Source organism: Brevundimonas sp. Bb-A (assembly GCF_009394735.1).
Lineage (GTDB): Bacteria > Pseudomonadota > Alphaproteobacteria > Caulobacterales > Caulobacteraceae > Brevundimonas > Brevundimonas aurantiaca.
The window spans coordinates 781495-807338 of sequence record NZ_CP045456.1 but is presented as its reverse complement, the minus strand read 5'-3'; the positions used below and the strand labels follow the sequence as shown (position 1 = coordinate 807338).

General features: G+C 66.7%; 27 protein-coding genes. 15 read left to right on the top strand and 12 right to left on the bottom strand.

Annotation, left to right across the window (positions count from 1 at the left end):
• Positions 1–21 precede the first annotated feature (21 nt).
• Positions 22–888: a pirin family protein gene (locus tag BSP_RS03995; RefSeq protein ID WP_152949373.1), complete on the bottom strand. Its 867-nt coding sequence runs from the start codon at positions 886–888 to the stop codon at positions 22–24.
• A gap of 265 nt (positions 889–1153) precedes the next feature.
• On the opposite strand from BSP_RS03995, the gene sdhC reads away from it, so the two are divergent.
• The 9 genes from sdhC (at position 1154) to BSP_RS03950 (ending at position 9863) form a co-directional block, all read left to right on the top strand.
• Positions 1154–1618 carry a succinate dehydrogenase, cytochrome b556 subunit gene (gene sdhC, locus BSP_RS03990; protein ID WP_152949372.1) on the top strand — a complete coding sequence of 155 codons (465 nt, stop codon included), beginning with the start codon at positions 1154–1156 and terminating at the stop codon, positions 1616–1618.
• Positions 1615–2019, top strand: a complete 405-nt coding sequence (gene sdhD, locus BSP_RS03985) for a succinate dehydrogenase, hydrophobic membrane anchor protein (RefSeq protein WP_152949371.1) — start codon at positions 1615–1617, stop codon at positions 2017–2019. Before sdhC ends, sdhD begins: the two co-directional genes overlap by 4 nt.
• Positions 2020–2026: 7 nt before the next feature.
• Positions 2027–3811: a succinate dehydrogenase flavoprotein subunit gene (sdhA, locus tag BSP_RS03980; RefSeq protein WP_054764564.1), complete on the top strand. Its 1785-nt coding sequence runs from the start codon at positions 2027–2029 to the stop codon at positions 3809–3811.
• A gap of 12 nt (positions 3812–3823) precedes the next feature.
• Positions 3824–4621 (top strand): succinate dehydrogenase iron-sulfur subunit, encoded by a 798-nt coding sequence (locus tag BSP_RS03975; RefSeq protein WP_054764563.1) that lies wholly within the window; start codon positions 3824–3826, stop codon positions 4619–4621.
• A gap of 10 nt (positions 4622–4631) precedes the next feature.
• Positions 4632–5006: a gamma-glutamylcyclotransferase family protein gene (locus BSP_RS03970; RefSeq protein ID WP_227976032.1), complete on the top strand. Its 375-nt coding sequence runs from the start codon at positions 4632–4634 to the stop codon at positions 5004–5006.
• Positions 5007–5126: 120 nt separating this feature from the next.
• The gene (locus BSP_RS03965; RefSeq protein ID WP_152949370.1) at positions 5127–6068 is read left to right on the top strand and encodes an SIR2 family protein; all 942 of its coding nucleotides are present in this window, start codon (positions 5127–5129) and stop codon (positions 6066–6068) included.
• Positions 5983–8904 (top strand): hypothetical protein, encoded by a 2922-nt coding sequence (locus BSP_RS03960; protein ID WP_152949369.1) that lies wholly within the window; start codon positions 5983–5985, stop codon positions 8902–8904. The genes BSP_RS03965 and BSP_RS03960 overlap by 86 nt, the downstream gene beginning before the upstream one ends.
• 178 nt (positions 8905–9082) lie before the next feature.
• Entirely contained in the window at positions 9083–9403 is a 321-nt protein-coding gene (locus BSP_RS03955) for a 2Fe-2S iron-sulfur cluster-binding protein (RefSeq protein ID WP_054764560.1), read from the top strand.
• A 112-nt stretch (positions 9404–9515) separates the two neighbouring features.
• A complete protein-coding gene (locus BSP_RS03950; protein ID WP_152949368.1) occupies positions 9516–9863 on the top strand; it encodes a PilZ domain-containing protein in 348 nt (115 codons plus the stop codon).
• Between the two features lie 2 nt (positions 9864–9865).
• Here the strand turns inward: BSP_RS03950 and BSP_RS03945 are convergent, their stop codons facing one another.
• Together BSP_RS03945 and BSP_RS03940 are read right to left on the bottom strand one after the other, a co-directional pair.
• Positions 9866–10726, bottom strand: a complete 861-nt coding sequence (locus BSP_RS03945; protein WP_054764558.1) for a haloacid dehalogenase-like hydrolase — start codon at positions 10724–10726, stop codon at positions 9866–9868.
• A 42-nt stretch (positions 10727–10768) separates the two neighbouring features.
• On the bottom strand, positions 10769–11296 hold the full coding sequence (locus tag BSP_RS03940; protein WP_227976031.1) for an S-type pyocin family protein: 528 nt from the start codon (positions 11294–11296) through the stop codon (positions 10769–10771).
• 108 nt (positions 11297–11404) lie between these two features.
• On the opposite strand from BSP_RS03940, the gene coaBC reads away from it, so the two are divergent.
• Both coaBC and dut read left to right on the top strand, forming a co-directional pair.
• Complete coding sequence (gene coaBC / locus BSP_RS03935) at positions 11405–12628, top strand: bifunctional phosphopantothenoylcysteine decarboxylase/phosphopantothenate--cysteine ligase CoaBC (RefSeq protein WP_152949367.1); 1224 nt, start codon at positions 11405–11407, stop codon at positions 12626–12628.
• Positions 12625–13083, top strand: a complete 459-nt coding sequence (gene dut / locus BSP_RS03930) for a dUTP diphosphatase (protein ID WP_152949366.1) — start codon at positions 12625–12627, stop codon at positions 13081–13083. Before coaBC ends, dut begins: the two co-directional genes overlap by 4 nt.
• A gap of 86 nt (positions 13084–13169) precedes the next feature.
• On the opposite strand, the gene BSP_RS03925 is transcribed toward dut, so the two are convergent.
• The 4 genes from BSP_RS03925 to BSP_RS03910 form a co-directional block, all read right to left on the bottom strand.
• Positions 13170–14897 (bottom strand): ATP-binding protein, encoded by a 1728-nt coding sequence (locus tag BSP_RS03925; protein ID WP_194166999.1) that lies wholly within the window; start codon positions 14895–14897, stop codon positions 13170–13172.
• Positions 14898–14999: 102 nt separating this feature from the next.
• Positions 15000–16217 (bottom strand): beta-ketoacyl-ACP synthase I, encoded by a 1218-nt coding sequence (gene fabB, locus BSP_RS03920; protein WP_152949364.1) that lies wholly within the window; start codon positions 16215–16217, stop codon positions 15000–15002.
• A gap of 66 nt (positions 16218–16283) precedes the next feature.
• Positions 16284–16820, bottom strand: coding sequence for a 3-hydroxyacyl-[acyl-carrier-protein] dehydratase FabA (fabA, locus tag BSP_RS03915; protein WP_152949363.1), 537 nt, complete (start codon positions 16818–16820; stop codon positions 16284–16286).
• Positions 16821–16899: 79 nt separating this feature from the next.
• Complete coding sequence (locus tag BSP_RS03910) at positions 16900–17472, bottom strand: SH3 domain-containing protein (protein ID WP_224761158.1); 573 nt, start codon at positions 17470–17472, stop codon at positions 16900–16902.
• A 63-nt stretch (positions 17473–17535) separates the two neighbouring features.
• Here BSP_RS03910 and BSP_RS03905 point away from each other — a divergent pair, with 63 nt between their 5' ends.
• Both BSP_RS03905 and BSP_RS03900 read left to right on the top strand, forming a co-directional pair.
• A complete protein-coding gene (locus BSP_RS03905; RefSeq protein ID WP_152949362.1) occupies positions 17536–18522 on the top strand; it encodes a D-glycerate dehydrogenase in 987 nt (328 codons plus the stop codon).
• 116 nt (positions 18523–18638) lie between these two features.
• The gene (locus tag BSP_RS03900) at positions 18639–18890 is read left to right on the top strand and encodes a hypothetical protein (protein WP_054764550.1); all 252 of its coding nucleotides are present in this window, start codon (positions 18639–18641) and stop codon (positions 18888–18890) included.
• 10 nt (positions 18891–18900) lie between these two features.
• Here the strand turns inward: BSP_RS03900 and BSP_RS03895 are convergent, their stop codons facing one another.
• Both BSP_RS03895 and BSP_RS03890 read right to left on the bottom strand, forming a co-directional pair.
• Positions 18901–19638 carry a molybdopterin-synthase adenylyltransferase MoeB gene (locus tag BSP_RS03895; RefSeq protein WP_054764549.1) on the bottom strand — a complete coding sequence of 246 codons (738 nt, stop codon included), beginning with the start codon at positions 19636–19638 and terminating at the stop codon, positions 18901–18903.
• A gap of 51 nt (positions 19639–19689) precedes the next feature.
• Complete coding sequence (locus tag BSP_RS03890) at positions 19690–20109, bottom strand: BLUF domain-containing protein (protein ID WP_152949361.1); 420 nt, start codon at positions 20107–20109, stop codon at positions 19690–19692.
• A 237-nt stretch (positions 20110–20346) separates the two neighbouring features.
• Here BSP_RS03890 and hslV point away from each other — a divergent pair, with 237 nt between their 5' ends.
• Positions 20347–20901 carry an ATP-dependent protease subunit HslV gene (gene hslV, locus BSP_RS03885; RefSeq protein ID WP_152949360.1) on the top strand — a complete coding sequence of 185 codons (555 nt, stop codon included), beginning with the start codon at positions 20347–20349 and terminating at the stop codon, positions 20899–20901.
• A gap of 10 nt (positions 20902–20911) precedes the next feature.
• Here the strand turns inward: hslV and BSP_RS03880 are convergent, their stop codons facing one another.
• Complete coding sequence (locus BSP_RS03880) at positions 20912–21493, bottom strand: peptidase S14 (protein WP_152949359.1); 582 nt, start codon at positions 21491–21493, stop codon at positions 20912–20914.
• Complete coding sequence (locus tag BSP_RS03875) at positions 21490–21717, bottom strand: hypothetical protein (protein WP_224761157.1); 228 nt, start codon at positions 21715–21717, stop codon at positions 21490–21492. Before BSP_RS03875 ends, BSP_RS03880 begins: the two co-directional genes overlap by 4 nt.
• A 127-nt stretch (positions 21718–21844) precedes the next feature.
• Here BSP_RS03875 and hisS point away from each other — a divergent pair, with 127 nt between their 5' ends.
• The gene (gene hisS / locus BSP_RS03870) at positions 21845–23332 is read left to right on the top strand and encodes a histidine--tRNA ligase (protein ID WP_152949358.1); all 1488 of its coding nucleotides are present in this window, start codon (positions 21845–21847) and stop codon (positions 23330–23332) included.
• A 370-nt stretch (positions 23333–23702) separates the two neighbouring features.
• Here the strand turns inward: hisS and BSP_RS03865 are convergent, their stop codons facing one another.
• Entirely contained in the window at positions 23703–25823 is a 2121-nt protein-coding gene (locus tag BSP_RS03865) for a M13 family metallopeptidase (protein ID WP_054764544.1), read from the bottom strand.
• Between the last annotated feature and the right edge of the window lie 21 nt (positions 25824–25844).

Here is a 25844-nt window from a genome sequence, read left to right as displayed (position 1 = left end):
ACCGCCCCTGTTTCATGCGCCTCACACCCACGGCGGCGGGCCGAACTTTCCGGACTGGTAGTCCTGAATGGCCTGGATGATTTCTTCGCGGGTGGTCATGACGAAGGGGCCGTGGCTGAAGACCGGCTCCTTGATCGGTTCGGCGTGGCCCAGCAGGACGACAGCGTCGGTCTCCGCCGTGATCTCGACCCAATCGCCGTCGCCCAGGGCGGCCAGGTTCCATTCGGGCACGGGGGTTCCGGCGACGGAGAGCTGGCCCTTGATCACATAGAAGAAGACAGTGCGGCCGGGCGCGACCGGGACTTCGAACCGAGCGCCGGCGGGCAGGCGGACGACGGCCAGATGGATGTCGATCAGGGACTGGATCGGCGCCCTGACGCCCATCCATTCGCCCGAGACGGGCTCGACCGTGACCCCGCCCTCGGTGGTGAAGGTCGGAATGTCGGCGGCCTGAAGCCCCACATAGGCGGGCCGGGTCATCTTCAGCCGGGACGGCAGGTTCACCCACAGCTGCAGGATCTCCATCGGCCCGCCGTCGCGCTTGAAGTCGGCCGGCGACAGTTCGGCGTGGATCAGGCCCGAGCCGGCGGTCATCCACTGGATTCCGCCGGCCTTGATGATGCTCTCGCCGCCGCCGGAGTCGTTGTGGGCCAGTTCGCCGTCCAGGATGAAGGTGACGGTCTCGAACCCCCGGTGCGGGTGGGGGCCGAAGGGCAGGCCGGCGTTGTTCGGCGGATAGGTCTGGGGGCCGTGATGGTTCAGGAACAGGAAGGGATCGACCTGATCCAGGCCCGGACCGGGCACCGGCCGACGCGTGGTCAGGTCGCCGATGTCGTCGCGGTGGGCCGGATGCAGCCGAAGGACGGGGCGGGGCGTGGTCTCGGTCATGGGCCCCATATAGGGGCAGGCGCGGCTTTGGCGAGCTTGGCGGCGCGCAGCGATCCAAAACCCAGGGCGCCGCGTAAAACCTGCATCTCAGGCGGAGCGTGGATCGATCATGCCTTGAATATCGCGATTTCGACACGCATCGGCCTGAGCGACGCTAGAATCCGCTAAGTGATCAACGGTCCGTTGACACCGTCCCTCTAGGGTCACAAAAGCCTTCGCAACCGCACACGGCGATTGAATTCATTCGCTTTTGAGAAGCATTCGCATGACTCAGCCCAAGCCGAACCCGGGGGTTGCATCGGGCGACCGAACCGGTCGTTTCGTCATCCAGCCCAACGGCCATCTGACCCCGCTCTCGCCCCATATGGGAATCTGGCGCTGGCACGTGACCATGGCCGCCTCGATCCTGTTCCGCGCCACCCTGATCGCGGCCAGCGTCGGCCTGGTCTTCGTCGTCGCCTGGCTGGGCGCCCTGGCCTTCGGGCCCGAGGCCTATGAGACGGCCCTGGCCCTGGCGGGCTCGCCGCTGGGCCTGTTCGTCGGCTTCGGCCTGACGGTGGTCCTGTTCTCCTTCATCCTGAACGGCGCCCGCCACACGATCAACGACACCGGCAACGGCCTGACGATCAAGTCGGCGACAACCCTGTCCAACATCGCGGTCTGGGCGCCGGTCCCCCTGGCGATCCTGTTCTGGGTCGTTCTGTTCGCTGTCGGGAGGGTTTCGCTGTGAGCGGCGCCGCCAAGTTCAAGAACAACGTCAAGATTTCCGAGCGCCACGGCGGCGGCGAATGGCTGACCGAGCGGGTGCTGCTGACGGCGCTGCTGCCGCTGGGCGTCTGGGTCGCCTCGACCGGCTTCACCCTGGCGGGCGCCTCCTATGACGCCGTCATGACCTGGTTCGCCAGGCCGCTGAACGCCGGCCTGACGGCGGTCACGGCGGTGCTGCTGTTCGGCTACCTCAGCCTGGCCTGGAAGGTCATCCTCGAGGATTATGTGCCCCAGATCGGCGCCCGCAAGGCCCTGACGGGCCTGCTGAACCTGGTCCTTCTCGTGCTGGCGGCCGCCAGCGTCTTCTTCATCGTGCGGCTGGCGCTGGGTTCTGCGCCCCTGCCCGCCGGTTTCGGAGCCTGATCCCCAGATGGCCGCTTACGAACTGATCGATCACGAATATGACGTCGTCGTCGTCGGCGCCGGGGGCTCCGGCCTTCGTGCGGCCCTCGGCGCCGCCCAGCAGGGGCTGAAGGTCGCCTGCGTCACCAAGGTCTTCCCGACCCGCTCCCACACCGTGGCGGCCCAGGGCGGCATCTCCGCCTCGCTCGGCAATATGGGCGAGGACAGCTGGCAGTGGCACATGTACGACACCGTCAAGGGGTCGGACTGGCTGGGCGACCAGGACTCGATCGAATATCTGGTCCGCAACGCGCCCAAGGCCGTCTATGAGCTGGAACACTGGGGCGTGCCCTTCTCGCGCACCGAGGAAGGCAAGATCTATCAGCGCGCCTTCGGCGGCATGACCCGCAACTTCGGCGAAGGCCCGGTGCAGCGCACCTGCGCCGCCGCCGACCGGACCGGCCACGCCATCCTGCACACCCTGTACGGCCAGTCGGTGCGCCGCGAGGTGAAGTTCTTCATCGAATATTTCGCGCTGGACCTGATCATGCAGGACGGCGCCTGCACCGGCGTGACGGCGCTGCAACTGGACAACGGTCAGCTTCACCAGTTCCGCGCCAAGATGGTGGTTCTGGCGACCGGTGGATACGGCCGGGCCTATTTCAGCGCCACCTCGGCCCACACCTGCACCGGCGACGGCAATGCGATGGTGCTGCGCGCCGGCCTGCCGCTGCAGGACATGGAGTTCGTCCAGTTCCACCCGACCGGCATCTACGGCGCCGGCTGCCTGATCACCGAGGGCGCCCGCGGCGAGGGCGGTTATCTGACCAACTCGGAAGGCGAGCGCTTCATGGAGCGTTACGCCCCCACCGTGAAGGATCTGGCCCCCCGCGACATGGTCAGCCGCTCCATGACCATCGAGATTCGCGAAGGCCGCGGCGTGGGCCCGAACAAGGACCACATCTTCCTGCACCTGGACCACCTGGATCCGAAGATCCTGCACCAGCGCCTGCCGGGCATTTCCGAAAGCGCCAAGATCTTCGCCGGCGTGGACGTGACCAAGGCGCCGATCCCGGTCCTGCCGACGGTCCACTACAATATGGGCGGCATTCCCACGAACTATCACGGCGAGGTGCTGACCCTTCGTGATGGAAACCCCGACAGCGTCGTGCCCGGCCTGATGGCCGTTGGCGAGGCGGCCTGCGTCTCGGTGCACGGCGCCAACCGCCTGGGCTCCAACTCCCTGACCGACCTGGTGGTGTTCGGCCGCGCCGTCGGCCTGCGCTGCGGCGAGGTGGTGGACAAGGCATCGGCCGTGCCCAGCGCCTCCAAGGCCCAGACCGACGCCCACCTGGCCCGACTGGACCGCTTCCGCAACGCTGACGGCTCCACCCCGACGGCTGAGCTGCGGCTGGCGATGCAGAAGGCGATGCAGGCCGATGCGGCGGTGTTCCGCACCGGCGACACCCTGCAACAGGGCACGGACAAGCTGCGCGCCATCGACGCTGCCGGTTCCGACATCAAGACCACGGACCGCGGCCTGATCTGGAACACGGATCTGATGGAAACGCTGGAGTACGACAATCTGATCGCCCAGGCCGTCGTCACCATCGAGAGCGCCCTGAACCGCACGGAATCGCGCGGCGCCCACGCCCGCGAGGACTATCCGGACCGGGACGACGCGAACTGGATGAAACACACCCTGGCGTGGAAGCGCCCGGGCGAACAGGTCCAAATCGACTACCGCCCCGTGCACAATTACACGATGTCCGACGACATCGCGTACATCGAGCCCAAGGCTCGGGTTTACTGAGGTCGAACGCAGATGGTTCAACTCTCCCTCCCCCGCGGCTCCAAGCCCACCAAGGGCAAGGTCCACAAGGCCCCGGCCGGCGCCAAGAACGTCAAGACCTACAAGGTCTACCGCTACGACCCCGAGGTCGACGCCGACCCGCGCTGGGACGTCTATGAGGTCTCGTCCGACGATCACGGGCCGATGCTGCTGGACGCCCTGATCCACATCAAGAACACCATCGACCCGACCCTGTCGTTCCGGCGCTCGTGCCGGGAGGGGATCTGCGGCTCCTGCTCGATGAACATCGACGGGCGCAACGCCCTGGCCTGCACCAAGGGCTGGGACGAGTGCGCCTCGCACAACATCACCATCTCCCCCCTGCCGCACCAGCCGGTGGTCAAGGACCTGGTGACGGACCTGAGCCTGTTCTACGCCCAGTACGACTCCATCCAGCCCTATCTCCAGTCGGACGAGCCCGACCCGGAGAAGGAACGGCTCCAGACCCCGGCCGAGCGCGAAAAACTGGACGGCCTGTACGAGTGCATCCTGTGCGCCTGCTGCTCCACCTCCTGCCCCAGCTACTGGTGGAACCAGGAGGAATATCTGGGCCCGGCGGCCCTGCTGCAGTCCTATCGCTGGATCGCCGACAGCCGCGACGACGCCACCCAGAAACGTCTGGACGACCTGGAAGACCCGTTCAAACTGTACCGCTGCCACACCATCATGAACTGCGCCCAGGTCTGCCCCAAGGGGCTGAACCCGGCCAAGGCCATCGCCGAAACCAAGAAGCTGATGGTCGCCCCCGGCCGCAAGAAACAGGCGGCCTGATCCAGACGGCTTGGCCGCCGCCGCCGCCGCCTCCATGACCGCCGGGAGCCTGCTGTTCGCCTATGGCACGCTGCAGGACCCGGCGGTCCAGACGGCCGTCTTCGGCCGCGATCTGGGCCCCGGCGCCCCGGACCGACTGAGCGGTTTTCGCCTGTCGCACATCCCCGTCGACGACCTCCAGGTCACGGCCGAGACCGGCCTGACCCGTTATCCGATCCTGATCCCGACGCCGGACGCCGCCCCGCCCGTCCCCGGCCGCCTCTACCCTGTGACCCCCGCCGACCTGACCGCCGCCGACGCCTATGAGGGCGAGGCCTATCGCCGGGTGCGCCTGACGACGGAGGCGGGGGCGGAGGCGTGGGTGTATGTGGCGGCGGAGGGGTGAGGGGCAGGGTGGGCCAGCAGCGGGTATTGGAAGGCCGAACTCCAGACATTCAGTTTGGTGGCTGCACGGCGGCACGGAGATCAATATACAACCGTCGCTTACACGGTCAGGATAGACCTTATGCGGTTCTTCGAAGGCGGCCCCTCCATCCCCGATTCGCTCCTCGCAAGCCGTGACGAGGGACAGGTCCTCTTCTTTTGTGGTGCCGGCGTTTCTCGGGCTCGCGCCAATCTTCCGGATTTCGCCGGTCTCGCCACGGCCGTCGCAGACGCGCTCGGCTCGTCGCGCGAAAGCTCGGCCCGGAAGCTTCTCGCACTAGCGACCTCGGACTCGAACCGCATCGACGGGATCGGCGGACTGCTGCCGACGGATCGGGTGTTTTCGCTGCTTGAACGCGAGTTCGAGGTGGAGGACGTCCGTAACGCCGTCGCCCAAGCGCTGCGCTATCCGCCGTCAGTGGACCGCTCGGCCCACCGGACTCTGCTCGATCTCGCGCGAGGGCCGGATGGCGCGGTCAGATTGGTCACCACCAACTATGATCGTCTGTTCGAAGAGGAAGACCCGGAGGCCGGCTATTACGTTCCCCCGGTTCTGCCGCGTCCAAACCGGCCGCAGGAGTGGAGCGGCATTATCAATCTCCACGGGCGACTGGGCGACGACTTCACCGCGCCTCCGCCGAGCCAGGAGTTCGTCCTGTCGAGCACCGACTTCGGACGCGCTTATCTTTCCGACGGATGGGCGACCGCTTTCATTCGCGGCCTCATGGAGCCCTTTCAACTGGTCTTCGTAGGCTATGCGGCGGATGATCCTCCGGTCCAATATTTGCTCGAAGCGTTGAATGGTCGCTCGGAAGGTCGCCTTTATGCCTTTCAATCCGGTCAACCGGACGTTGCTCGGGCGCTGTGGTCGAGTAAGGGCGTTGAGGCGATCCCCTACTCCGCGAAGGACCAGCACAAGGCGCTTTGGAGCACGCTGGATGCTTGGGCTGACCGCGCCCGCAGCCCCGAGGGGGTGGCGCAAGAAACTCCTGAGACGTGCGGTCGAGGGCCCCGCGGCCCTTGACCCGTTCGAGCGCGGTCAGGTCAAACACCTCGTCTCGTCTTCATCCGGAGCGCTTGCTTTTCTGGGCGCATGCCCGCCGGCCGACTGGCTTTGCGTGTTCGATCCGGCGCTCCGATATGGTGCTCCCCTGCGCGATGTGACCGGCGCCATCGCTTGGGACCCGTTCGACGCCTTCGGTCTCGACGACGATGATCCGCCCCAGCGGAACGCGGACGACCGACTAATGGGGCGCAATGCAATTCCGGCGTCGGCATGGAGCGCTCTAGTCTCTAATCCAATTGATCGCTCCGCTCTGGACGACTGGAGTGTAGCCTCGATCTCGGGCCCGCGTGCTATCAACCGGCCATCCCTGCCGCCGCGCCTCGGGCGATTGGCGCAATGGATCGGTCGCGTCGCCGACAATCCTGTGACGCCTTGGTGGGCAGCCTCGGCGGGCGGTTTGCACCCGGATATCATCCGCCAGGTTCGCCTAGGCCGCCTTGAAAATGCGTCTGACGCGGTGCGGCGGGCCTGGTCCCTGATAGCGACCCACCATGAGCATTCTGAATCAGACTTCGACATGCGTTGGCTCGAGTTCTCGGAGGAGATCAAGGCCGCCGGCTGGTCAGAAGCAGCCCTCCTGAGGTGGGCGGACCTTCTGGCACCTCGGATCACTATTCAATCCGTCAGGGGCGCTCCTCCACGCGCCTTGGTCGAGGGTGAGCCTCTAACGTGGCGAGGCATATTGGGAGCAGACGTCGATTATCCGGACGAACGGGATCGACCGCCGCTTCCCGACGGTCTTCTGCCGCTCGCAACCAGCCTTGTGCGCCTGCAGCTCCAAGACGGCCTTCGTTTAGAGGCCTACGCACGCGAGTTCGTCTACCTCAACATTCCGCCGATCCGACCGGACCCGACTATCGAGGGCGGTACCTATTCGCGTGATTACGGGATTTCCAAGCTGCTGTTCCGCTATGTCGAGCTATTGCGGGGTTTGGCGCGGGCAGACCCAACGCTGGCGATGGATGAAACTGGCGCCTGGCCTAAAGACGAGCTCTTTGATCGACTGCGGATCTGGGCCATGGGCGAGTGGAGCTTCTGGCCGGTCGCAGATGTCGCCAAGCAGATTAGGGACATGGCCGGCGAGAATCTTTGGTCGATGCACGGTCAGAGGGACCTACTTCTGACGCTGAAGGCCCGTTGGCCTGAACTGTCAGCCACCGATCGAAAGGCGATCATTTCCCGCCTTTCCAAGGGCCCTGAAGATCGCGACAGCGACGATGGCGAAGCCCAGCGACGGGCGCGCAAGGCGTCGGCGTCTCTGACCGTTCTGGAATGGCTCGCTAAGGAGGGCTGCTATCTCGGTCCAACCTACCTCACACTCAAGACCCGTCTCCGTCACGTCGCGCCTGAGTGGCGTCCCGAGTGGGCGGACCGCGCGGCCGAGTCCTACGAGGGGTCCGTTGGCTTCGTCGGTTCGGACGAGGATACGACCGTCCTCGAGGACGCGCCCATCCGAGAGATTCTCTCTCGCGCCTCTGAGGCTGGTGGTCGCGACTGGCGGCGACTTACCGAGCGCCGCCCCTTCAGCGGCCTCGTGAAGCAGCAACCCGCCAGAGCGTTCAAAGCGCTGATGACGAGCGCGGCGGCTGGAGATCATCCGGCTTGGGCTTGGGAGGCCTTCTTCTGGGACGAGGGGCGCAAGTCGGACAGCACGAGGCTTCGTGCGGTGATCGGGGAGCGACTGGCTCGCCTGCCGGATGACGTCGTCTGCGCCCATATGCGAACCGTGACCCACTGGCTGCAAGCCGCGAGCAAAAATATGCCGGTACCAGGCGCGGTCTGGTTCTCTCGTCTATGGGACAAGGTGCTGGACGTCTTGCGGACGACGCCTGAACTAGGGCGGTCCAGCGTCAGCAGCTCCAGCCGCAAGGAGTGGGTGACCGAAGCGCTCAATTCGCCGGGTGGCGATCTCGCGATGGCCTTGATGGAGATGGACGGGCGTCTGAACGAGGACGCCAAGGTTTTTGACGCCAGCTGGCTCGCGCGCATTGAGACCCTTCTCTCGGTCCCCGGGGTCGTCGCCCGTTCCGCTGCAGTGATCCTTTTAAGAAATCTGGGCTGGTTCTACTACTGGGCACCGGACTGGTCCGCCCGGTGGCTGTTGGCCCTCCTCAACGGCGATGAGGACGACCAGGACGCCTTCTGGGATGGGCTGCTGTCAGCTGGAAGACCTCCGCCCGCAGGTCTGTATGAACGTCTTCGGCCCGAGATGATCGCGCTCGCCGCGAGCCAGCCGAGCCATGACCAGGCTGAACGCTTAGCCGGCATTTTGTTGAGCGGCTGGGGAAGTCGCCGACGCGACCGAAGCCGCTATGTATCGGACGCCGACATGCGAGAACTCCTCATTATTGCGGGCGACGACTTTCGGTCCAACATCCTGTTCGCATTGGACCGGTGGGCGCGTACAGAACCGCCGTGGCGGAAAAATTTGCGGTACTTCCTCGCACGCGTTTGGCCTCGGCAGCGGGTCGCTAAGACGCCACGGATTTCCGGGCATCTGTTCGACATTGCTATCGAGAGCGAGCGCGGCTTCGCTAGTATGGTCGATCTGGTCGTACCGCTCATGACCGCAGTCGAACGAAACACGCTGTTCCTTTTCAAGGTCACCCGCAACAAGAGCTGGATCGAGAAGCAGCCGGTCGCCCTGCTCAAGTTGATCTATAAGGCTTTACCGAGGGATGCGGGAGAATGGCCCTATGGCGCTGAAGAGGCGGTGAACCGGCTTTCGCAACAGCCTGCCGTCGCCGTCGATAGCCGGATGATCGAGCTGCGTCGTAGACTGGCTGCACGCTAGCGGTAATCGGACGCCTGGTCATTGCCCGCGAATCCGGCCCGAGTGCAGTGGACGGTGGCGTCCGATGATACCCTTCCGAAGCTCTTGAGAGTCAGGTCCCGCCCCCTGCGCTCCCTTTCAGTCGCCCCCAGCCCCCATCCGCCCTTGCGCCTACGCCCCGGCTTGATATGAGCGGGCCATGGCCAGCATCACCTATATCGAGCATGACGGAACCGAGCACGTGGTCGACGTGAAACCGGGGCTGTCCGTCATGGAGGGCGCGATCCGGAACAATGTGCCGGGGATCGATGCGGATTGCGGCGGGGCCTGCGCCTGCGCCACCTGCCATGTCTATGTGGATGAAGCCTGGCGCGAGGCGACGGGCAAACCCTCGGCCATGGAGGAGTCGATGCTGGACTTCGCCGAGGAGGTCGAGCCCAACAGCCGGCTGTCGTGCCAGATCCGGGTGTCGGAGGCGCTGGACGGCCTGGTCGTGCGCTTGCCGCAGAACCAGCACTGAGAACCCGCCCTAAGAACCCGCCCCAAGACCCCGTACTGAGGTCAGGCCGCCCGGCGCCTTTGTCGTCGGTGCGCGTTGCAGGACGGCAGTGTTTCCAAGGCCGAGTTTCCCCATGCGTCTGTTCGGATCCAAGCCCGCCCTGCCCGCCGATCGACGCGGCGAGGCTCGTCGCACCGTCAATGCGCGCGGCGTGGTCAGCGCGGCGGGGCTGGAGACGGTCTGCGTCATCGTCGATCTGTCGGACACGGGAATGCGGCTGAGGCTGGACCGCAGCGCGGCCCTGCCGGCCCAGGTGGTGGTGATCGATGTGGCCGAGGGCCTGGCCTATGAGGCGACCCTGGTCTGGCAAAAGGGGCAGGAGGCGGGTCTGAAACAGACGGGCGCCAAATCCCTGCGCGGCCTGGCGCCCGCCCGGCTGGCCGGGGCGCGCGACGCCTGGGTGAGGGCCGGGGGCCGCTAGGCCTACATCCCCGCCGGCATGGCCCCGGCGTTGATGGCGATCCGGCCGATCAGCCCCTTGACGATCAGGTCCAGGGCAGACCCCTCGCGATAGTCGGCGGCGGCGACGAAATTGACCCGATCCTCCGAGATCAGGGAATAGACCTTCTTCTGGTCCTTCTCGTTCGAGCGCGGGTCATAGACGGCGATCGAAAAGCCGCCCTTGGTGTGCATCATCTTCATGGTCGGCACGTCGGTGTCGCCGTCGCCGATGAAGATCATCCGGTCGAAGGGGACGGGCCGCTGGTCGTCGGGGATGAAGTGGTTGATCCGCTCGTGCTCCCAGTGGTTCTTCACCCCCTTGTTGATGCGGAACAGATACTGGGTCTTGGTGGTGTAGTTGACGCCGACCGCCGGCCAGGCCGCCTCGCCCTTTTCGTCATAGACATAGTGGGAGGCGAAGACGTGGGTCAGGGCGGGCCGGATCGGCGTGCCGTCGATCATCTCCTCCAGCCCGGCCGAGACGATATAGTGTTCGATCTCCAGCCCGTATCGGGCGCCGAAGGCGTTCATCCGGTCGAACCAGCTGAGGTCCTTCAGACCTTCGAACAGGGCCACCGCCTCGCCGTGGCGACGCAGGGTCTCGCGCGTCACCGGGGCGCCGTTCTGGCGCGCATGGTGCAGCATCAGCTGCATGTACATCAGTATGCCGTCGCCGTCGGCGTCCTTGGTCAGGGCCTCGGCCTCGCCCCAGAAGGCGCCGACGTCCATGCCCACCGAGGGGATGAAGCTGACCTCCTGCATGTTGCCGCGCGCCAGCGTCCCGTCGAAATCATAGATCAGGGCGGTCTTGAGCGGGGGCGCGGCAGAGGGGGCGTCAGCCATGGGCGAGGTCCGGAAGATCGGCAGGGAACCCCGCCCTCTATATCAGCCGGCCTCCTGCGTCGATCTCCGCCTCTGACCGAAGGTCGGGGCCGCGGCCTTCTGCTCGGCCCAGTAGTCGGCCCCGGTGGTCGGTTTGAACATGGTGCGGGGCGTGCCGTCCTTGGCCACCACGGCGAAGGTGTTGGTCGAGGCCTGATAGATCAGGGTGTCGCCGTTCGGCCGTTTCACGGTCTCGGCGTCGCCGGGCGGCCGGGTGGTGAAGGCGGTCACCTTGTCCAGATAGGCTTCGGCCGAGGTCGCGCCGAAATCGGCGCCGTTGCGCGCATAGAGGCGGGCGATCTTGGCGTCCACCGTTTCCCGCCGGTTGGCGGTCAAGACCGGCTTGGCCGTTTCCGCCGCCGGCGCCTCGACCGACCCAGACGACGGATCGCCGGCCCCGACGGGCGCCGACGCCGTCCGATCCCGCGTCTGCACCGCAGAACTGTTGTCGCAAGCCGCCAGACCCATAACGCCGCACAGCATCAAGCCAAACGAGACCGGAACGGCCCCTCTTATCCTCAGCGCGATCATCTTCCCCTCCGACACTCGCTTAGGGCGACGTAAGCACAACTCGATTGTTCGCACAATGTTCTTTTTGATCGTCTCGACGCCGTCGCCTGAGACCGCTAGAGCGGGGCCATGGACATGCGCGCGCTTACCGACCGAAAGGTGCTGCTGATCGTCGGCGGCGGCATAGCGGCCTATAAGGCGCTGGAGCTGGTGCGTCTGATCGCCAAGGCGGGCGGCGAAACCCGGGTTATCCTGACCGAAGCGGGGGCCGAGTTCGTCACCCCCCTGTCCCTGGCGGCGCTCAGCGGCCATCCGGTGCGGTGCGGCCTGTTCCACCCGGACGACGAGACCAGCATGGGCCATATCGAGTTGTCGCGCTGGGCCGATCTGGTGGTCGTGGCGCCGGCGACGGCCGGGCTTATCGCCAAGGCGGCCAATGGAATCGCCGACGACCTGGCCTCCACCACATTGATCGCCACGGACAAGCGGGTGCTGCTGGCGCCGGCCATGAATGTGCGGATGTGGGAGCATCCGGCGGTCCAGGCCAATATGGAGCGGCTGAAAAGCTTCCCCGGCTTCCACGGCGCGGCCGTGGTCGGGCCGGAGGAGGGCGAGATGGCCTGCGGCGAGTACGGACCCGGCCGAATGGCCGAGCCAGCGGCCATAGTGGAGGCGATCCAGAACCTGCTGACGTGCCCCAGACCCTTGGCCGGACGAAGGGCGGTGGTCACGGCCGGCCCCACCTTCGAGCCGATCGACCCCGTGCGCGGCCTGACCAATCGCTCCAGCGGCAAACAGGGCTACGCCGTCGCCGCCGCCCTGGCCCAGCGGGGGGCGGAGGTGACGCTGGTGTCCGGCCCCACGGCCCTGTCCGCTCCGCCCGGCGTCACTCGGATCGAGGTGGAAAGCGCCCTGGAGATGCAGTCGGCGACGCAAGCCGCCCTGCCGGCCGACATCGCCGTTCTGTCGGCCGCCGTGGCCGACTGGCGGGTGGACACCGTCGCCGGGGGCAAGATCAAGAAGGGGCCGGGCGGGCCGCCGACCCTGGCCCTGATCGAGAACCCGGACATTCTGGCCGGGGTCGCCGCGCCGGGACCGAACCGGCCCGCCCTGGTCATCGGCTTCGCCGCCGAGACCACCGATCTCGAGGCCAACGCCCGCGCCAAATTGTCGAGGAAGGGCTGCGACTGGATCGTCGGTAACGACGTCTCGGACGAGGTGTTCGGATCCGACGGCAACGCCGTTCTGCTGGTCACGGCCAAGGGCGCCGAGGCCTGGCCCCGCCAATCCAAGACCGCCGTCGCCGCCGCCCTGGCCGACCGTATCGCCGACCACTTCAAGAGCGCCCAATGACCGACGCCGTCTCCGTTCAGATCCTGCGCCTGCCCCACGCAGAGGGCCTGCCCCTGCCCGCCTATGAGACGGCCGGGTCGGCGGGCATGGACCTGCGCGCCGCCGTGCCCGAGGATCAGCCCCTGACCCTGGCGCCGGGCCGGCGCGCCCTGGTGCCCACGGGGCTGAAGATCGCCCTGCCTTTGGGCTATGAGGCCCAGGTCCGCGCCCGCTCGGGCCTGGCGCTGAAGCACGGGATCATCTGCCCCAATGCGCCGGGCACGATCGACAGCGACTATCGCGGCGAGTGCGGCGTCATCCTGGCCAATATCGGCGATGAAGACTTCGTCATTCGCCGAGGCGAACGCATCGCCCAGCTGGTGATCGCCAAACACGAACGGGCGGACTGGATCGAGGTCGAGACCCTGGACGACACGGCGCGGGGCGCGGGGGGGTTCGGATCGACGGGGCGGTAGGGCTCACCTGAAGGCGGGACCACGGCCTCAGGCCGGCCTTGTCGGAGACGGCGCCGCCCCGGCGCGCTGATCCGATTGCGCGCCGCTCAGGCCGTCGCGGCCAAGGCGGCCTCGCCTCGCACGGCCGCCTCCAGCGCCGAGGCGAGGCGCGCCGGGTCGATCGGCTTGGTGACGAAGTCGTCCACCCCCACCGTCGCCCACGCCGCGCGATGGGTCTCCAGGGCGTTGGCCGTCAGGGCGATGACCGGCGTGCCGGCATTGGGCCCTTCCGAGCGAATGGCCCGCGTCGCCGTCAATCCGTCCATAACCGGCATCTGCATGTCCATCAGAATGGCGTCGAACCGGCGCAGGGCCGCCGCCTCCACAGCCTCCTGACCGTTTTCGGCGAAGGTCAGGACACACCCCATGGGCTCGAGCAGCAGGGCCACGATCCGACGATTCACGGGGTGATCGTCCACCGCCAGAATGTCCAGCCCGTGTGCGAAGGTCGAGGGTGCGCTGACCGCCAGGGTCGCCGAGGGGGCGGCGGCGATCCCCATCGGCAGATCGACCGTGAAGATCGAGCCTTCTCCCAATCGACTTTCGACCGACACGGACCCGCCCATCAGCTGGGCCAGTTTGCAGGTGATGGCCAGGCCGAGGCCTGAGCCCCCGTGCCGGCGCGTCACCCCCGCATCGACCTGTTCGAACACGTCGAAGACATAGGGCAGGCGGTCGTCGGGAATACCGCATCCGGTATCGGTCACCGCGACGGTCAACCGGCCCAGGGCGGCGTTCCAGCGGGCCCGGACCTCGATCCGTCCCGTCGCCGTGAACTTGACGGCGTTCGAGACGAGATTGAACAGAATCTGTTGCAGCCGCAGCGGATCGGTCCGCACGTGGCGCGGCAGGTCGTCAGGCAGGGAGACCTCAAAGGCGACGCCGGCGGCCTGCGCCTTGGGCGCCCACATCCGCTCGAGAGCCTTCAGCTTGTCCACCAGATCGACGGGCGCCTCTTCCAGCTCCATCTTTCCGGCCTCGATCTTCGAAAAGTCGAGAACGTCGTTCAACAGGCCGATCAGAACCTCGCTGGCGTCCTTGAGCATCACCACGTGCTCTTTCTGCGCCGGATCGAGCTGGGACCGTTCCAACAGATTGGCCGAAGTGACCACCGCATTCATGGGGGTGCGGATTTCGTGGCTGACCACGGCGAGGAAGTCGGATTTGGCGGCGCTGGCCACCTCGGCCCTGCGGCGCTCCTCCTGAGCTCGGTCGTTGGCGATCTGAATGGCGCGGTTGGTCTGTGAACTCTGCCGCACCGCGACCAGCAGATGGGTCATGTACAGGACGCAACCCACGGCCACGAGAAGATCGGTCGGCTGGCCCAGGACATAGCCGTGGATGACGGGCAGGGCCAGAAAGTAGACGACGGGCGGCGTGGCGGCGCTGATGAGGATTTCACGCTCATGATAGAGGTGTATGGTCACATGAAGCAGCGCCCCTGCGATTAGGATGCTGCCGAACACCATCTGGGACCCACCCCCGTCCGCCCACAGATAGGCGGCGATGGCGGAATAGAAGATGCTGTTTACGAACAGGCTGATGCAGGCGGCGATCCTGAGCCCCCGCGAGGGCGTTCCCCCTCCCAGCCTGCGGATGGCGCCGAAGACGATCCAGTCGGCCGACTGTCCGGCGAAGACCAGCGCCAGCCAGATCGCCGGCCATTTCGACGGCGCTAGCGCCCAGACGGTGCAGGCGATGAAGACGGCGAAGCCGACCCTGACCTTAATTTCGCGTTGCCTGGCCTCGGCGATCCGTGCGTAACGCGCGTGCATTCTTGTGTTTCTCCCGGCCTGCAGCATGCACGGGATTCCCTAACCGCGGCTTTCGCCGGGCTGAGGGACACTACCTAAGGGCGGAGGGTCGCCCCTCCGCTCTTAAACCTTCGACAGGATCAGGGTTCCGTTGGTGCCGCCGAAGCCGAAGCTGTTGGACATGACGTGGGTCAGCTCGCCCTCGTGGCGCTGACGCAGGATCGGCATGCCCTCGAAGGCCGGATCAAGGGTCTCGATATGGGCGCTCTCGGCGGCGAAACCGTTCTGCATCATCAGCAGGCAGTAGATGGCCTCTTGAGCGCCCGCCGCGCCGAGCGAGTGGCCCGTCAGGGACTTGGTCGAGGAGATCATCGGCATCTGATCGCCGAAGACGGCGCGCACGGCCTCCATTTCCTTCGAATCCCCGACCGGGGTCGAGGTGCCGTGCGGGTTCAGATAGTCGATCTTCGGATTGCCGGCCTGTTCCAGTGCGATCTTCATGCAGCGCTGGGCGCCCTCGCCCGAGGGGGCGACCATGTCATAACCGTCGGAATTGGCGCCATAGCCGGTGACCTCGGCATAGATGGTCGCGCCGCGCGCCTTGGCCCGCTCGTATTCCTCCAGCACCACTATGCCGGCGCCGCCGGCGATGACGAAGCCGTCGCGGTTGACGTCATAGGCGCGCGAGGCGACCGAGGGGGTCTCGTTGAAGTTCGACGACATGGCGCCCATGGCGTCGAACATGTTCGACATGGACCAGTCGATGTCCTCGCAGCCGCCGGCGAAGACCACGTCCTGCTTGCCCCACTGGATCTGTTCGACCCCGGCGCCGATGCAGTGGGCGGAGGTCGCGCAGGCTGAGCTGATCGAATAGTTGACGCCGCGCATCTGGAACCAGGTCGACAGCACGGCCGAGGGGCCTGAGGCCATGGCCTTGGGCACGGCGAACGGTCCGATCCGCTTGGGCGAGGTCTTTTCCACCGTGGTGGCGGCGGCCTGAAGAATGACCTGGGTCGAGGGGCCGCCCTCGCCGACGATCAGGCCGATGCGGTCGTCCCGGATTTCCTCGGCCGTCATGCCCGACGACTTCAGCGCCTCTTCGAAGGCGATATGGCCCCAGGCCGTGCCGTTGGCCAGGAAGCGGGCGGCGCGGCGGTCCACCAGTTCCTCCCACGGGCCGATCTTGGGCGGGGCCCAGACCTGGCTGCGGAAGCCGTATTTGGCGTGATCAGGCGCATGGACGACGCCCGAACGGGCTTCGCGCAGGGACTGGGTCACCTCTTCGGCGCCGTGGCCGATGGAAGAGACGATGCCCAGGCCGGTGACGACGACACGACGCATGGTGTTTCCTTACTCTAGCTTCTCGACCCTGGGGGTCTTCCGCGCTGTCCGCGGTTATATAGGTGTTCAGGCGCCCGCCTGCTCGTCCTTGGCGGCGCCGAAGAGTCCCACCCGCATGTCATTGCAGGTGTAGATGACCTCGCCGTCGGCCTCCAGCACGCCGTCGGCTATGCCCATGACCAGTTTGCGATTGATCACCCGTTTCAGGTCGATCTTGTACACGACCTTCTTGATGTCCGGCGTCACCTGGCCGGTGAACTTGACTTCGCCGACGCCGAGCGCTCGGCCGCGGCCGGGCCCGCCGATCCAGCCCAGATAGAAGCCGACCAGCTGCCACATGGCGTCCAGACCTAGGCAGCCGGGCATGACCGGATCGCCGATGAAGTGACACTGGAAAAACCAGAGGTCGGGATGGATATCCAGCTCGGCCTCCACATAGCCCTTGCCGTGGGCGCCGCCGTCGGCCGTGATCTGGGTGATCCGGTCGAACATCAACATAGGCGGCGCAGGCAGTTGGGCGTTGCCGGGACCGAACAGTTCGCCGCGCCCGGAGGCGAGAAGGGCCTCGTGATCGAAGGACGAGGGATATTGGGACTGGGTCAAGGCGATTCCGTCAGGTCTGCTGTTGCCTGCGGGTTACACGACCGCGCCGCTTCGCTCAACAGCGGCGGTCATCGACCCTTCAGCCTCGACCGGTTCCCGCAGGCCGGTTGGCGTTGCATAGCGCGCGTTGCTGGACGCCGAAGACGGCCCTTTCCTGAATCCAGCCGCGCAGGCGGCGCGCCCGCACCCGGCACCAGCCGTCCTCACATTCGTCCAGCGACACCAGGGACCGGGGCGACAGGCGCGCACGGACCGCCGAGGCCTGGGACTTGCCGGCGTGGATCATCACCTCTTCGGCCGAGGTGTTGAAGACATAGCGGCGGCCGGAAGAGACGGTGCGGTGAATCCAGGCCACGGCCCCGTCCGGATCGCAGATCTTTCGCCATTCGGTCGTCTCGGCGATCACCTGGACCGGCAGGCCGGCGGCGCGATACTCCCACAGGATCGGATAATCCAGCCCCGGCCCCTGGCGGGCGCGGACGTGGGAGGACTTCAGCGAGATCCAGCGCGGCACCTCCAGCCCCGTCGGGGTGGGGCGCCCATCGGGCATGGTCGCGCCGGCGCCGGCCATCACCCCCAGGCCCAGAACGGCCAGGGCGACGGCGGTGCGGCGTCGCAGGCTTTGGAAGATGGCGGCGGCTTTGCTAGACACAGTTGGAACGACCCGTCGCGCGGGCTTCGATCCTGAACCATCGCCCGCTAACCAAGGCCCGCAATGTCCGTTCGCAAGCTTAAGGTCGTATTAACCAGACGCCTGCCGGACGCGGTCGAAACGCGGATGCGCGAACTGTTCGACGCCGAGCTGAACCTTAAGGACCAGCCGATGGACCGGGCGGCGCTGGAGGCGGCGGTTCAGCGGGCGGAGGTCCTGGCGCCCACCATCACCGACCTCATTGACGCAGACCTGATCAACGGCGCCGGCGAACAGCTGAAGATGATCGCCAACTTCGGCGCCGGGGTCGACCATATCGACGTCGAGGCGGCCGTGACGCGCGGCATCATCGTCACCAATACGCCCGGCGTCCTGACCGAGGATACGGCCGACCTGGCCATGAGCCTGATCCTGGCCGTCAGCCGCCGCATCGTCGAAGGGGCCCAGGTGGTAGCCGAAGGCCGTTTCGAGGGCTGGACCCCGACCTGGATGTGCGGGCGCAAGCTGTGGGGCAAGCGGCTGGGGATCGTCGGCATGGGCCGGATCGGCCAGGCCCTGGCCCGTCGCGCCAAGGCCTTCGGCCTGCAGGTGCATTACCACAATCGCAAGCCCGTCTCGGACCTGATCGCCGAGGAGCTGGGCGCCACCTATTGGGACGACCTGGACCAGATGCTGGCGCGGATGGACATCGTCTCCTTGAACTGTCCAGCCACACGGGAGACCCATCATCTTCTGTCGGCCGAACGCCTGGCGCGGCTGCAGCCCCATGCCATCCTGATCAACACCGCGCGCGGCGAACTGATCGAAGAGGCGGCTCTGGCCCAGGCGGTGGCGGCGCGGGCGATCGCCGGCGTGGGCCTGGATGTATTCGAACATGAGCCGGCCATCCATCCGGGCCTGATGGGCCATCCCAACGTCGTCCTCCTGCCCCACCTCGGTTCGGCGACGCTGGAGGCGCGCCAGGACATGGGCGACCGGGTCATCGCCAATGTCATGACCTTCCAGAACGGCCATCGCCCGCCCGACCGGGTCATTCCGGCGATGCTTTAGGACCTGCGATTTCACAGGACTGTCGGGGGGGCCTCACACCCCTGTCGAAAACGCCGATCACTGGAGGAACCGCCGCGATCAGGGATCGTTTCGGCGGCCTGTAAGGGAAGCGTGCGTTGGACTCCTACTATTGTATCGTCAACCTGCCGGGTGTTCCGGTGCGTGACATCTGCGTTCTGAAGGCCGAGGACGATCGCGCCGCCGACCGGGCCCTGGCCGATGTGGCGGCGACTTGGCCGGGATTCGAAACTCTTTGCCTCTATTGCGGCGAGCGGCTGGTGACGGTGCTCAGCAATCCTGCCCTGGGCTTCGCCGCTCCCCTGCCCGAGTTGGCCCTGGACGACGTGCGGTTCGAAACCGCCGCCTGAGTCGGACAAATCAGCCGCCGCAAACCGGGCATGCGGGATCAGGCGCGATCCGCACCGTTCGCGCCGTTCCCGCCAGGCCGTCATAGATCAGCAGCCGCCCCTGAAGGCTCTGACCCGCGCCTACGATCCATTTGATCGTCTCCAGGGCGGCCATCGAACCGATCACCCCCGCCAGGGCGCCGACGACCCCCACGCGCGCGCAGGTCTCCGCATCCGGCGGAACCTCGGGCGTCAGGCACTGATAGCAGGGCCGACCCGCAAACACCCCCACCTGACCGCTCCACCGACCCAGGGCGCCCGAGACCAGGGGCTTGCCCGCCGCCACACAGGCGGCGTTGACCGTATGGCGCGTGGCGAAGTCGTCGGTCCCGTCCAGAACCAGATCGAAGTCGGCGATCAGGCGCGCTGCGTTTTCGGGCGTCAGACGTTCGGCGAAGGTCTGGATCGCGACATGCGGATTGAGGCCGGCCAATCGGTCCCGCGCCGCCTCCACCTTGGCCCGACCCACGTCGGCGGTGGCGAAAAGGATCTGACGCTGAAGATTGGACAGGGCCACGACGTCGTCGTCGATCAGGCCCAACGTCCCGACGCCCGCCGCCGCCAGATAGAGGGCGGCCGGCGCTCCGACCCCGCCCGCGCCGACGACCAGGACGCGGGCGCGCTTCAGCGCCTGCTGCCCCGGCCCTCCGACCTCGGCCAGCACCAGATGGCGGGCGTAGCGTTCGACTTCATCGTCAGAAAAGGCCATGCCCGTCTCTAGACCGTCGGCGAGGGCGGTGGAATGGCGCGTGCGGCCCCGTCAGCGCGTCCCATCGAGGGCCAGACGGGCGTCGGCGATCACCTGATCCACTTCGAAGGTCACTTCCGACAGGAGCCGCGTCCCGGCCAAACGGGTCAAGATCGGTTCAAGACTGGGCAGGGGGTCGATCTGGGCCATGGCCCATTGCGGAAAGAGACGCCGGTCCACCGGCGTATCGACCAGGACCCGAATATTCTGATGACGGCGGTCGGCCGCCAGCCGGCCCATCAACCGCTCCAGATCAACCCGCCCGCCTTCCAGCAGCTGGAAGAATCGGTCCTGATGCCGCAGCAGGAAACCGGTCACGTGGTCGCGCCGATTGTTCCGATCCGAGGCCCCGATGATGTCGATCAAGGGCAGAAGCCCCGCGCCCGCGTCGCCCACGGCGTCGCTGACATAGAAGATGCGAAACAAACTCATAGGGTACTCATACGCTTAACAACTCGACCGACGAAAAAGGCTCTAGGAGCGAGAGGGTTAACGAAGCCCCCTTGGTTCGACCCATCGCACACTGCGGCCGGCGCCGCTCTCGCTTAGGTTAAGGCTGACGGACGCCGGAACCTCTGCGGTAGCCAGGTAAGGCCAAGGAAATGTGACACACCCCTCAACAGGCGAGCGAGGCTTGATCGCGACGGGCCGCCGCTCCATCTGCGGACCATGACCCAATCCAATTTTCCCGACTGGCACGGCACCACGATACTGGCGGTTCGCAAAAACGGCCGCACGGTGATCGCCGGCGACGGTCAGGTCTCGATGGGACCGACCATCGTCAAGGGCGCGGCGCGAAAGGTGCGGACCCTGGCCGGCGGCAAGGTTCTGGCGGGGTTCGCCGGGGCGACGGCCGACGCCTTCACCCTGATCGAACGCCTGGAGGCCAAGCTGGAGCAGTACCCGGACCAGCTCGCCCGGGCCTGCGTCGATCTGGCCAAGGACTGGCGCACAGACCGCTATCTGCGGCGGCTGGAGGCCATGCTGCTGGTGGCGGACAAGACGTCGATCTTCACCGTCACCGGCGTGGGCGACGTGCTGGAGCCGGAGCATGGGGTCGCGGCCGTCGGTTCGGGCGGCAACTACGCCCTGTCGGCGGCCCGCGCCCTGATCGAGGAAACCGATCTGGACGCCGAGGCGATCGCCCGCAAGGCCATGAAGATCGCCGCCGAAATCTGCGTCTACACCAACGGCAATCTGACGGTGGAGACCCTGGGGGACTGACGCCGCGGGGTCACAGCACGCCGGCGACCAGGCCGAGGGCCTTCGCCTCCTGAGCCTCGATGTACCAGTTCTCCGGCGCGCGCCGAAGCACCTCGTCCATGGTGACGGCGCTGCCGCGCACCAGGTTCTCGAACCCTTCGTTCTGGATGGCGATGGAGTGCTCAAGTTCGTTCAGCATCGCCTTGACCGAGGCGATGCAGGTGGTCAGCGGCCCGGCGATGTGGAGCGTCTTGTCCATCTTTCGCTCATGGATCATCACCCGAGCGCCGCGCGTCAGATAGCGGTTTTCCACCGCAAAAAAGCTCATGAAGGTCGCGCCGGCCGAATAGATGGCGGCCTTGCCCAGAAAGACCAGCCGGCGCGCGGGGTTGATGTCGCTCTGAAACCGCACGTCCTCGCCCATCATCCGCGCCACCTCCGGATCGCCGCCCAGGGTGGACAGTTCGATCACCACCAGACCGCTGTCGGGCGCCTGGGTCAGTCGGTCGCGGAACCGGTCGTACATGGCGTAGTCTACGGCGCCGGCCAGAAGGATGCGCGGGGTGTCGAAGGCCGAGGCGTCGAGCGGACCCGAGGGGGCGGCGCCGATCATCGCGCGTCCTGGATGTCAGCGTCGTCCACCGGATAGCCTTCGGACGAGGCCCAGGACTTGGCCTCGTCCAGCGAGAAGAAGGCCCGGTTTCGCAGACGGCGCGCGCCCTGGTCGTCGATCAGTTCGCACTCATACCACCGGATGGTCCGCCGGTCGGAGGTTCTGCAGGTCCGCGTGAAGACAAGGGCGTGGGGGATCATGGCGCTGAAACGGCGACGGCCCACGCCTGTTCCGTCTGTGTAGGCGTTTTTCCTTTAAGGTCAGTATATTGCACAGGCTGAGGCAAAGACGGCGCCGCCACTCGGCGCCGGAGCATTTGCGCCGCGCCGCCCCTTGGCTTAAGCGCCCGGCATGACCGACGCCCCTCCTCGCCCCCTCGCCCGCAATCCACGCGGCTTCGCCGACAAGCGCGGCCGCGACCTGACCGCCGAACGCCGCATCGTGGCGCGCGTGTCGGAAGTCTATGAGCGCTGGGGCTTCGAGCCGCTGGAGACGCCGGCCTTCGAATACGCCGACGCCCTGGGCAAGTTCCTGCCTGACGCCGACCGGCCCAATGAGGGGGTGTTCGCCCTTCAGGACGATGCGGGTTCGGACGAGCCGGGCGAATGGATGGCCCTGCGTTACGACCACACCGCCCCCCTGGCCCGGTTCGCCGCCCAGACCTGGGAGACCCTGCCCAAGCCGTTCCGCCGCTACGCCTATGGGCCGGTGTGGCGAAACGAAAAGCCGGGTCCGGGCCGGTTCCGCGAGTTCTGGCAGTGCGACGCCGACACCGTCGGCTCGGACCGGCCCGAGGCCGACGCCGAGATCATCGCCATGGCCTGCGAAGGCCTGGGCGCCGCCGGCCTGGACGCGGGCCAGGCCCAGATCCGCGTCTCAAACAGAAAACTGTTCGACGGCCTGTTCGACGCGGGGGGCGTGACCGACGCGGGTCAGCGTCTGACGGCCCTTCGCGCCATCGACAAGTTCGACCGGCTGGGCTGGGAAGGCGTGGTTCAGCTGCTGGGCGAAGGGCGACTGGACGAGTCCGGCGACTACACCAAGGGCGCGCGGCTGCCCCCAAAGGTCACGGGCGCAATCGAGGCCTTTCTGGCGTCCGCCAACACGCCCGGCCTGTCCCGGGCGGCGACCTTGGAGGCCGTAGCCCGGTCCGGCGACCTGGGGGCGGCGGGCGATGCGGCGCTGAGCGAACTGGCGGCGATCGACCGGGCGCTGAACGCCATGTCGGTGGGCCAGAACGCCGTGAAGTTCGACCCCACCATCGTGCGGGGCCTTGAGTATTACACCGGCGCCGTCTTCGAGGCGGAGCTGTTGCTGGAGACGACCGACGACAAGGGGCGGCCGGTGCGATTCGGCTCCATCGGCGGCGGCGGCCGCTATGACGACCTGGTCGCGCGCTTCACCGGCCAGAGCACCCCGGCGACCGGCTTCTCCTTCGGGGTCTCGCGCCTCGCCTCCGCCCTGCGCGCGGCCGGACGCGGCGCGGAGGACGCCGTGCGCGGGCCGGTCGTGGTCATCGTCTTCTCCGAAGAGGACATGGCCCACTATCTGACGGCCGTCGCCGAACTGCGCGGCGCGGGGATCGCGGCCGAACTCTATCTGGGACGGGCCGGGATGAAGGCCCAGATGAAATACGCCGACCGCCGCGGATCGCCTGCGGTCGTCATCCTGGGCGGGGACGAGATCGCCGCCGGCGAGGTCACGATCAAGGACCTGGACGCCGGGCGCGCCGCCGCCGCCGCCATCGCCGACAATGACGCCTGGAAGGCGCAACGGCCGGGGCAGATGCGTGTCGCCCGAACGGCACTGGTCGGCGCCCTTCGAGCCATTATCGAATAAGCTTCGATAAATAACTCTGAGCAGGGTGAGTTATCGACGATAAGTCGAAGAAAGTTCGATTCCGTCCGAGAAGCCCGTTGACGACCTCGGGGGGGTTGCGTCAAATGAACTCACTCGAGGGCAAGCGTTGCTCAAGCGCGCAGCACTCGAAGGCGTTTCGGGGAGGAAACGTCCGCTCTTTAAAGAGCGCGAAAGCCCGCTGCGATGTATCCCCCGCAGCGGGCTTTTTCGCGTCTGGAGTCCAGGCCGACATCGAAAATTTGCAGAAACTGTCGCGGCCATCGACCAATTTTCAGTCTGATGTGTCCAAGGGCTCATGAAAAAAGGCCGGGGCGAACCCCGGCCTTTTCCCGTTTTGCGATCCGGCGACCTACCAGATGCGGACGCGCTCTTCCGGCGTCAGATAGTATTTCGTCCCCGGCTGGACGTCGAAGGCGTCGTACCAGGCGTCGACGTTGCGCAGCGGGCCGATGACCCGGAACTGGGCGGCCGAGTGGGGATCGGTGGCGACCTGCTGCTTCAGGGCCTCGTCGCGATATTTCGACTGCCAGACCTGGGCCCAGCCGTAGAAGAAGCGCTGGTCCCCGGTTGTGCCGTCCAGCACCGGGGCCGGCTGGCCGTTCAGCGACAGGTGATAGGCTTCAAGACCCACGGCCACGCCCGAGGCGTCGCCGATGTTCTCGCCCATCGTCAGGCCCGGATTGATCTTATAGCCGGCGATCGGCTCATAGGTGGCGTACTGGGCGCCCAGACGGGCGGTCAGGGCTTCGAAATTGGCCTTGTCCTCGGCCGTCCACCAGTTGCGCAGCACGCCGTCGCCGTCGGACTTGGAGCCCTGGTCGTCGAAGCCGTGGCCGATCTCGTGGCCGATCACCCCGCCGATGCCGCCGTAGTTGACCGCCGGGTCGCCGTTCGGATCGAAGAAGGGCGGCTGCAGGATGGCGGCCGGGAAGACGATCTCGTTATTGGCCGAGTTATAGTAGGCGTTGACCGTCTGGGGGGTCATGCCCCACTCGGACTTGTCGACCGGCTCGTCCAGGCGGGCCAGATCGTAGTTCCATTCGAACAGGCCGCGACGCTCGGCGTTGCCGACCAGGTCGTCGGCGCGGATCTCGAGACCCGAATAGTCGCGCCACTTGTCGGGATAGCCGATCTTGACGGTGAATTTGCGCAGCTTCTCCTGCGCGGCCGCCTTGGTCTCGTCGCCCATCCAGGTCAGGTTGTCGATCCGGTGCGACAGGGCCGTGCGCAGATTTGCGACCAGCTCTTCCATCTTGGCCTTGGATTCGGCCGGGAAGTACTGGGCGACATAGAGCCGGCCCGTCGCCTCGCCCAGCGAACCCTCGGCGAAGGAGATGGCCCGCTTCTCGCGGGTGCGCTGCTCGGGCTGGCCCGACAGGTCGCGGGCGCGGAAGCCCCACTGGGCGTCCGAGAACCGCTTGGACAGCAGGGGCGCCATGTCGTCGGCGGTGTGGAAGGCTTCCCAGGCCTGGAGCAGTTCGACCGGCGTCTCGGCGTAGATGGCCGCGATCTTGGGCATGGCCGTGTCCTGACGCACGATCAGGCGCGGAACGCCGCCCAGCTTGGCCGCGTCGAAATAGGACTGCCAGGCGAAGCCCGGCGCGTCTTCAGCCAAGCGAGCGATGGTGTATTCGTTGTAGGTGCGGTCGCGGTTGCGGTTCTCGACCGGGCTCCAGTGGGCCTCGGCGATCTTGGTCTCCAGGGCGACGATCTGGGCGGCGGTCTCGGTCGGATTGGCCCAGCCGATCATGCCCAGCATGTCGGCGACATAGGCCTGGTACTTCTCCTTCTTGTCGGCGTAGCGGGCGTCCAGATAATAGTCGCGGTTCGGCAGGCCGATGCCCGACTGACCGGTGGAGACGACGTAGCGCGTCGGCTGTTTGGCGTCGATGGTGATGCCGCTGCCGAAGAAGGAGCCGCCGAAACGGCCGACCGTCTGGCCCATGTAGACGGCCATCTTCTCATGACTGTCGGCGGCGCGGATGGCGGCCAGATAGGGCTGCAGCGGCTGGGCGTCCAGCTGTTCGATCCGCGCCTCGTCGATGTAGGAGCGATAGGCGTCAGCCACCTTGGCCTCGTCGGAGCCGGGCGTCAGATCGGTGCGCGCGGCCAGGCCCAGCACCAGCTCCTTCATCCGGTTGTCGGACAGTTCGCGCAGCAGGGCGAAGGAGCCGTAGCTGGTGCGGTCCGATGGGATGACGATCTTGTCGATCGCGGTCCCGTTGGCGTAGCGGAAGAAGTCGTCGCCCGGCTTCACCGAGGTGTCGCGGCCGGCCATGTCGAAGCCCCAGGTCCCGTACTTGGGCGCCTGGGTTCCCTGCCAGCCGGCGGCCGTCTCTTCGCCCGAGAAGAGCGAGACGACGGAGCAGGTTTCGTCCAGGCAGGCGTGGTCGTGATCGACGTCCTGGGCCAGGGCGGCGGCCGGCAGCAGAAGGGCGCCGACCGCGGCCCCGATAAGCAGTCTTTTCATCACTCTATCCTCGGTTCCACC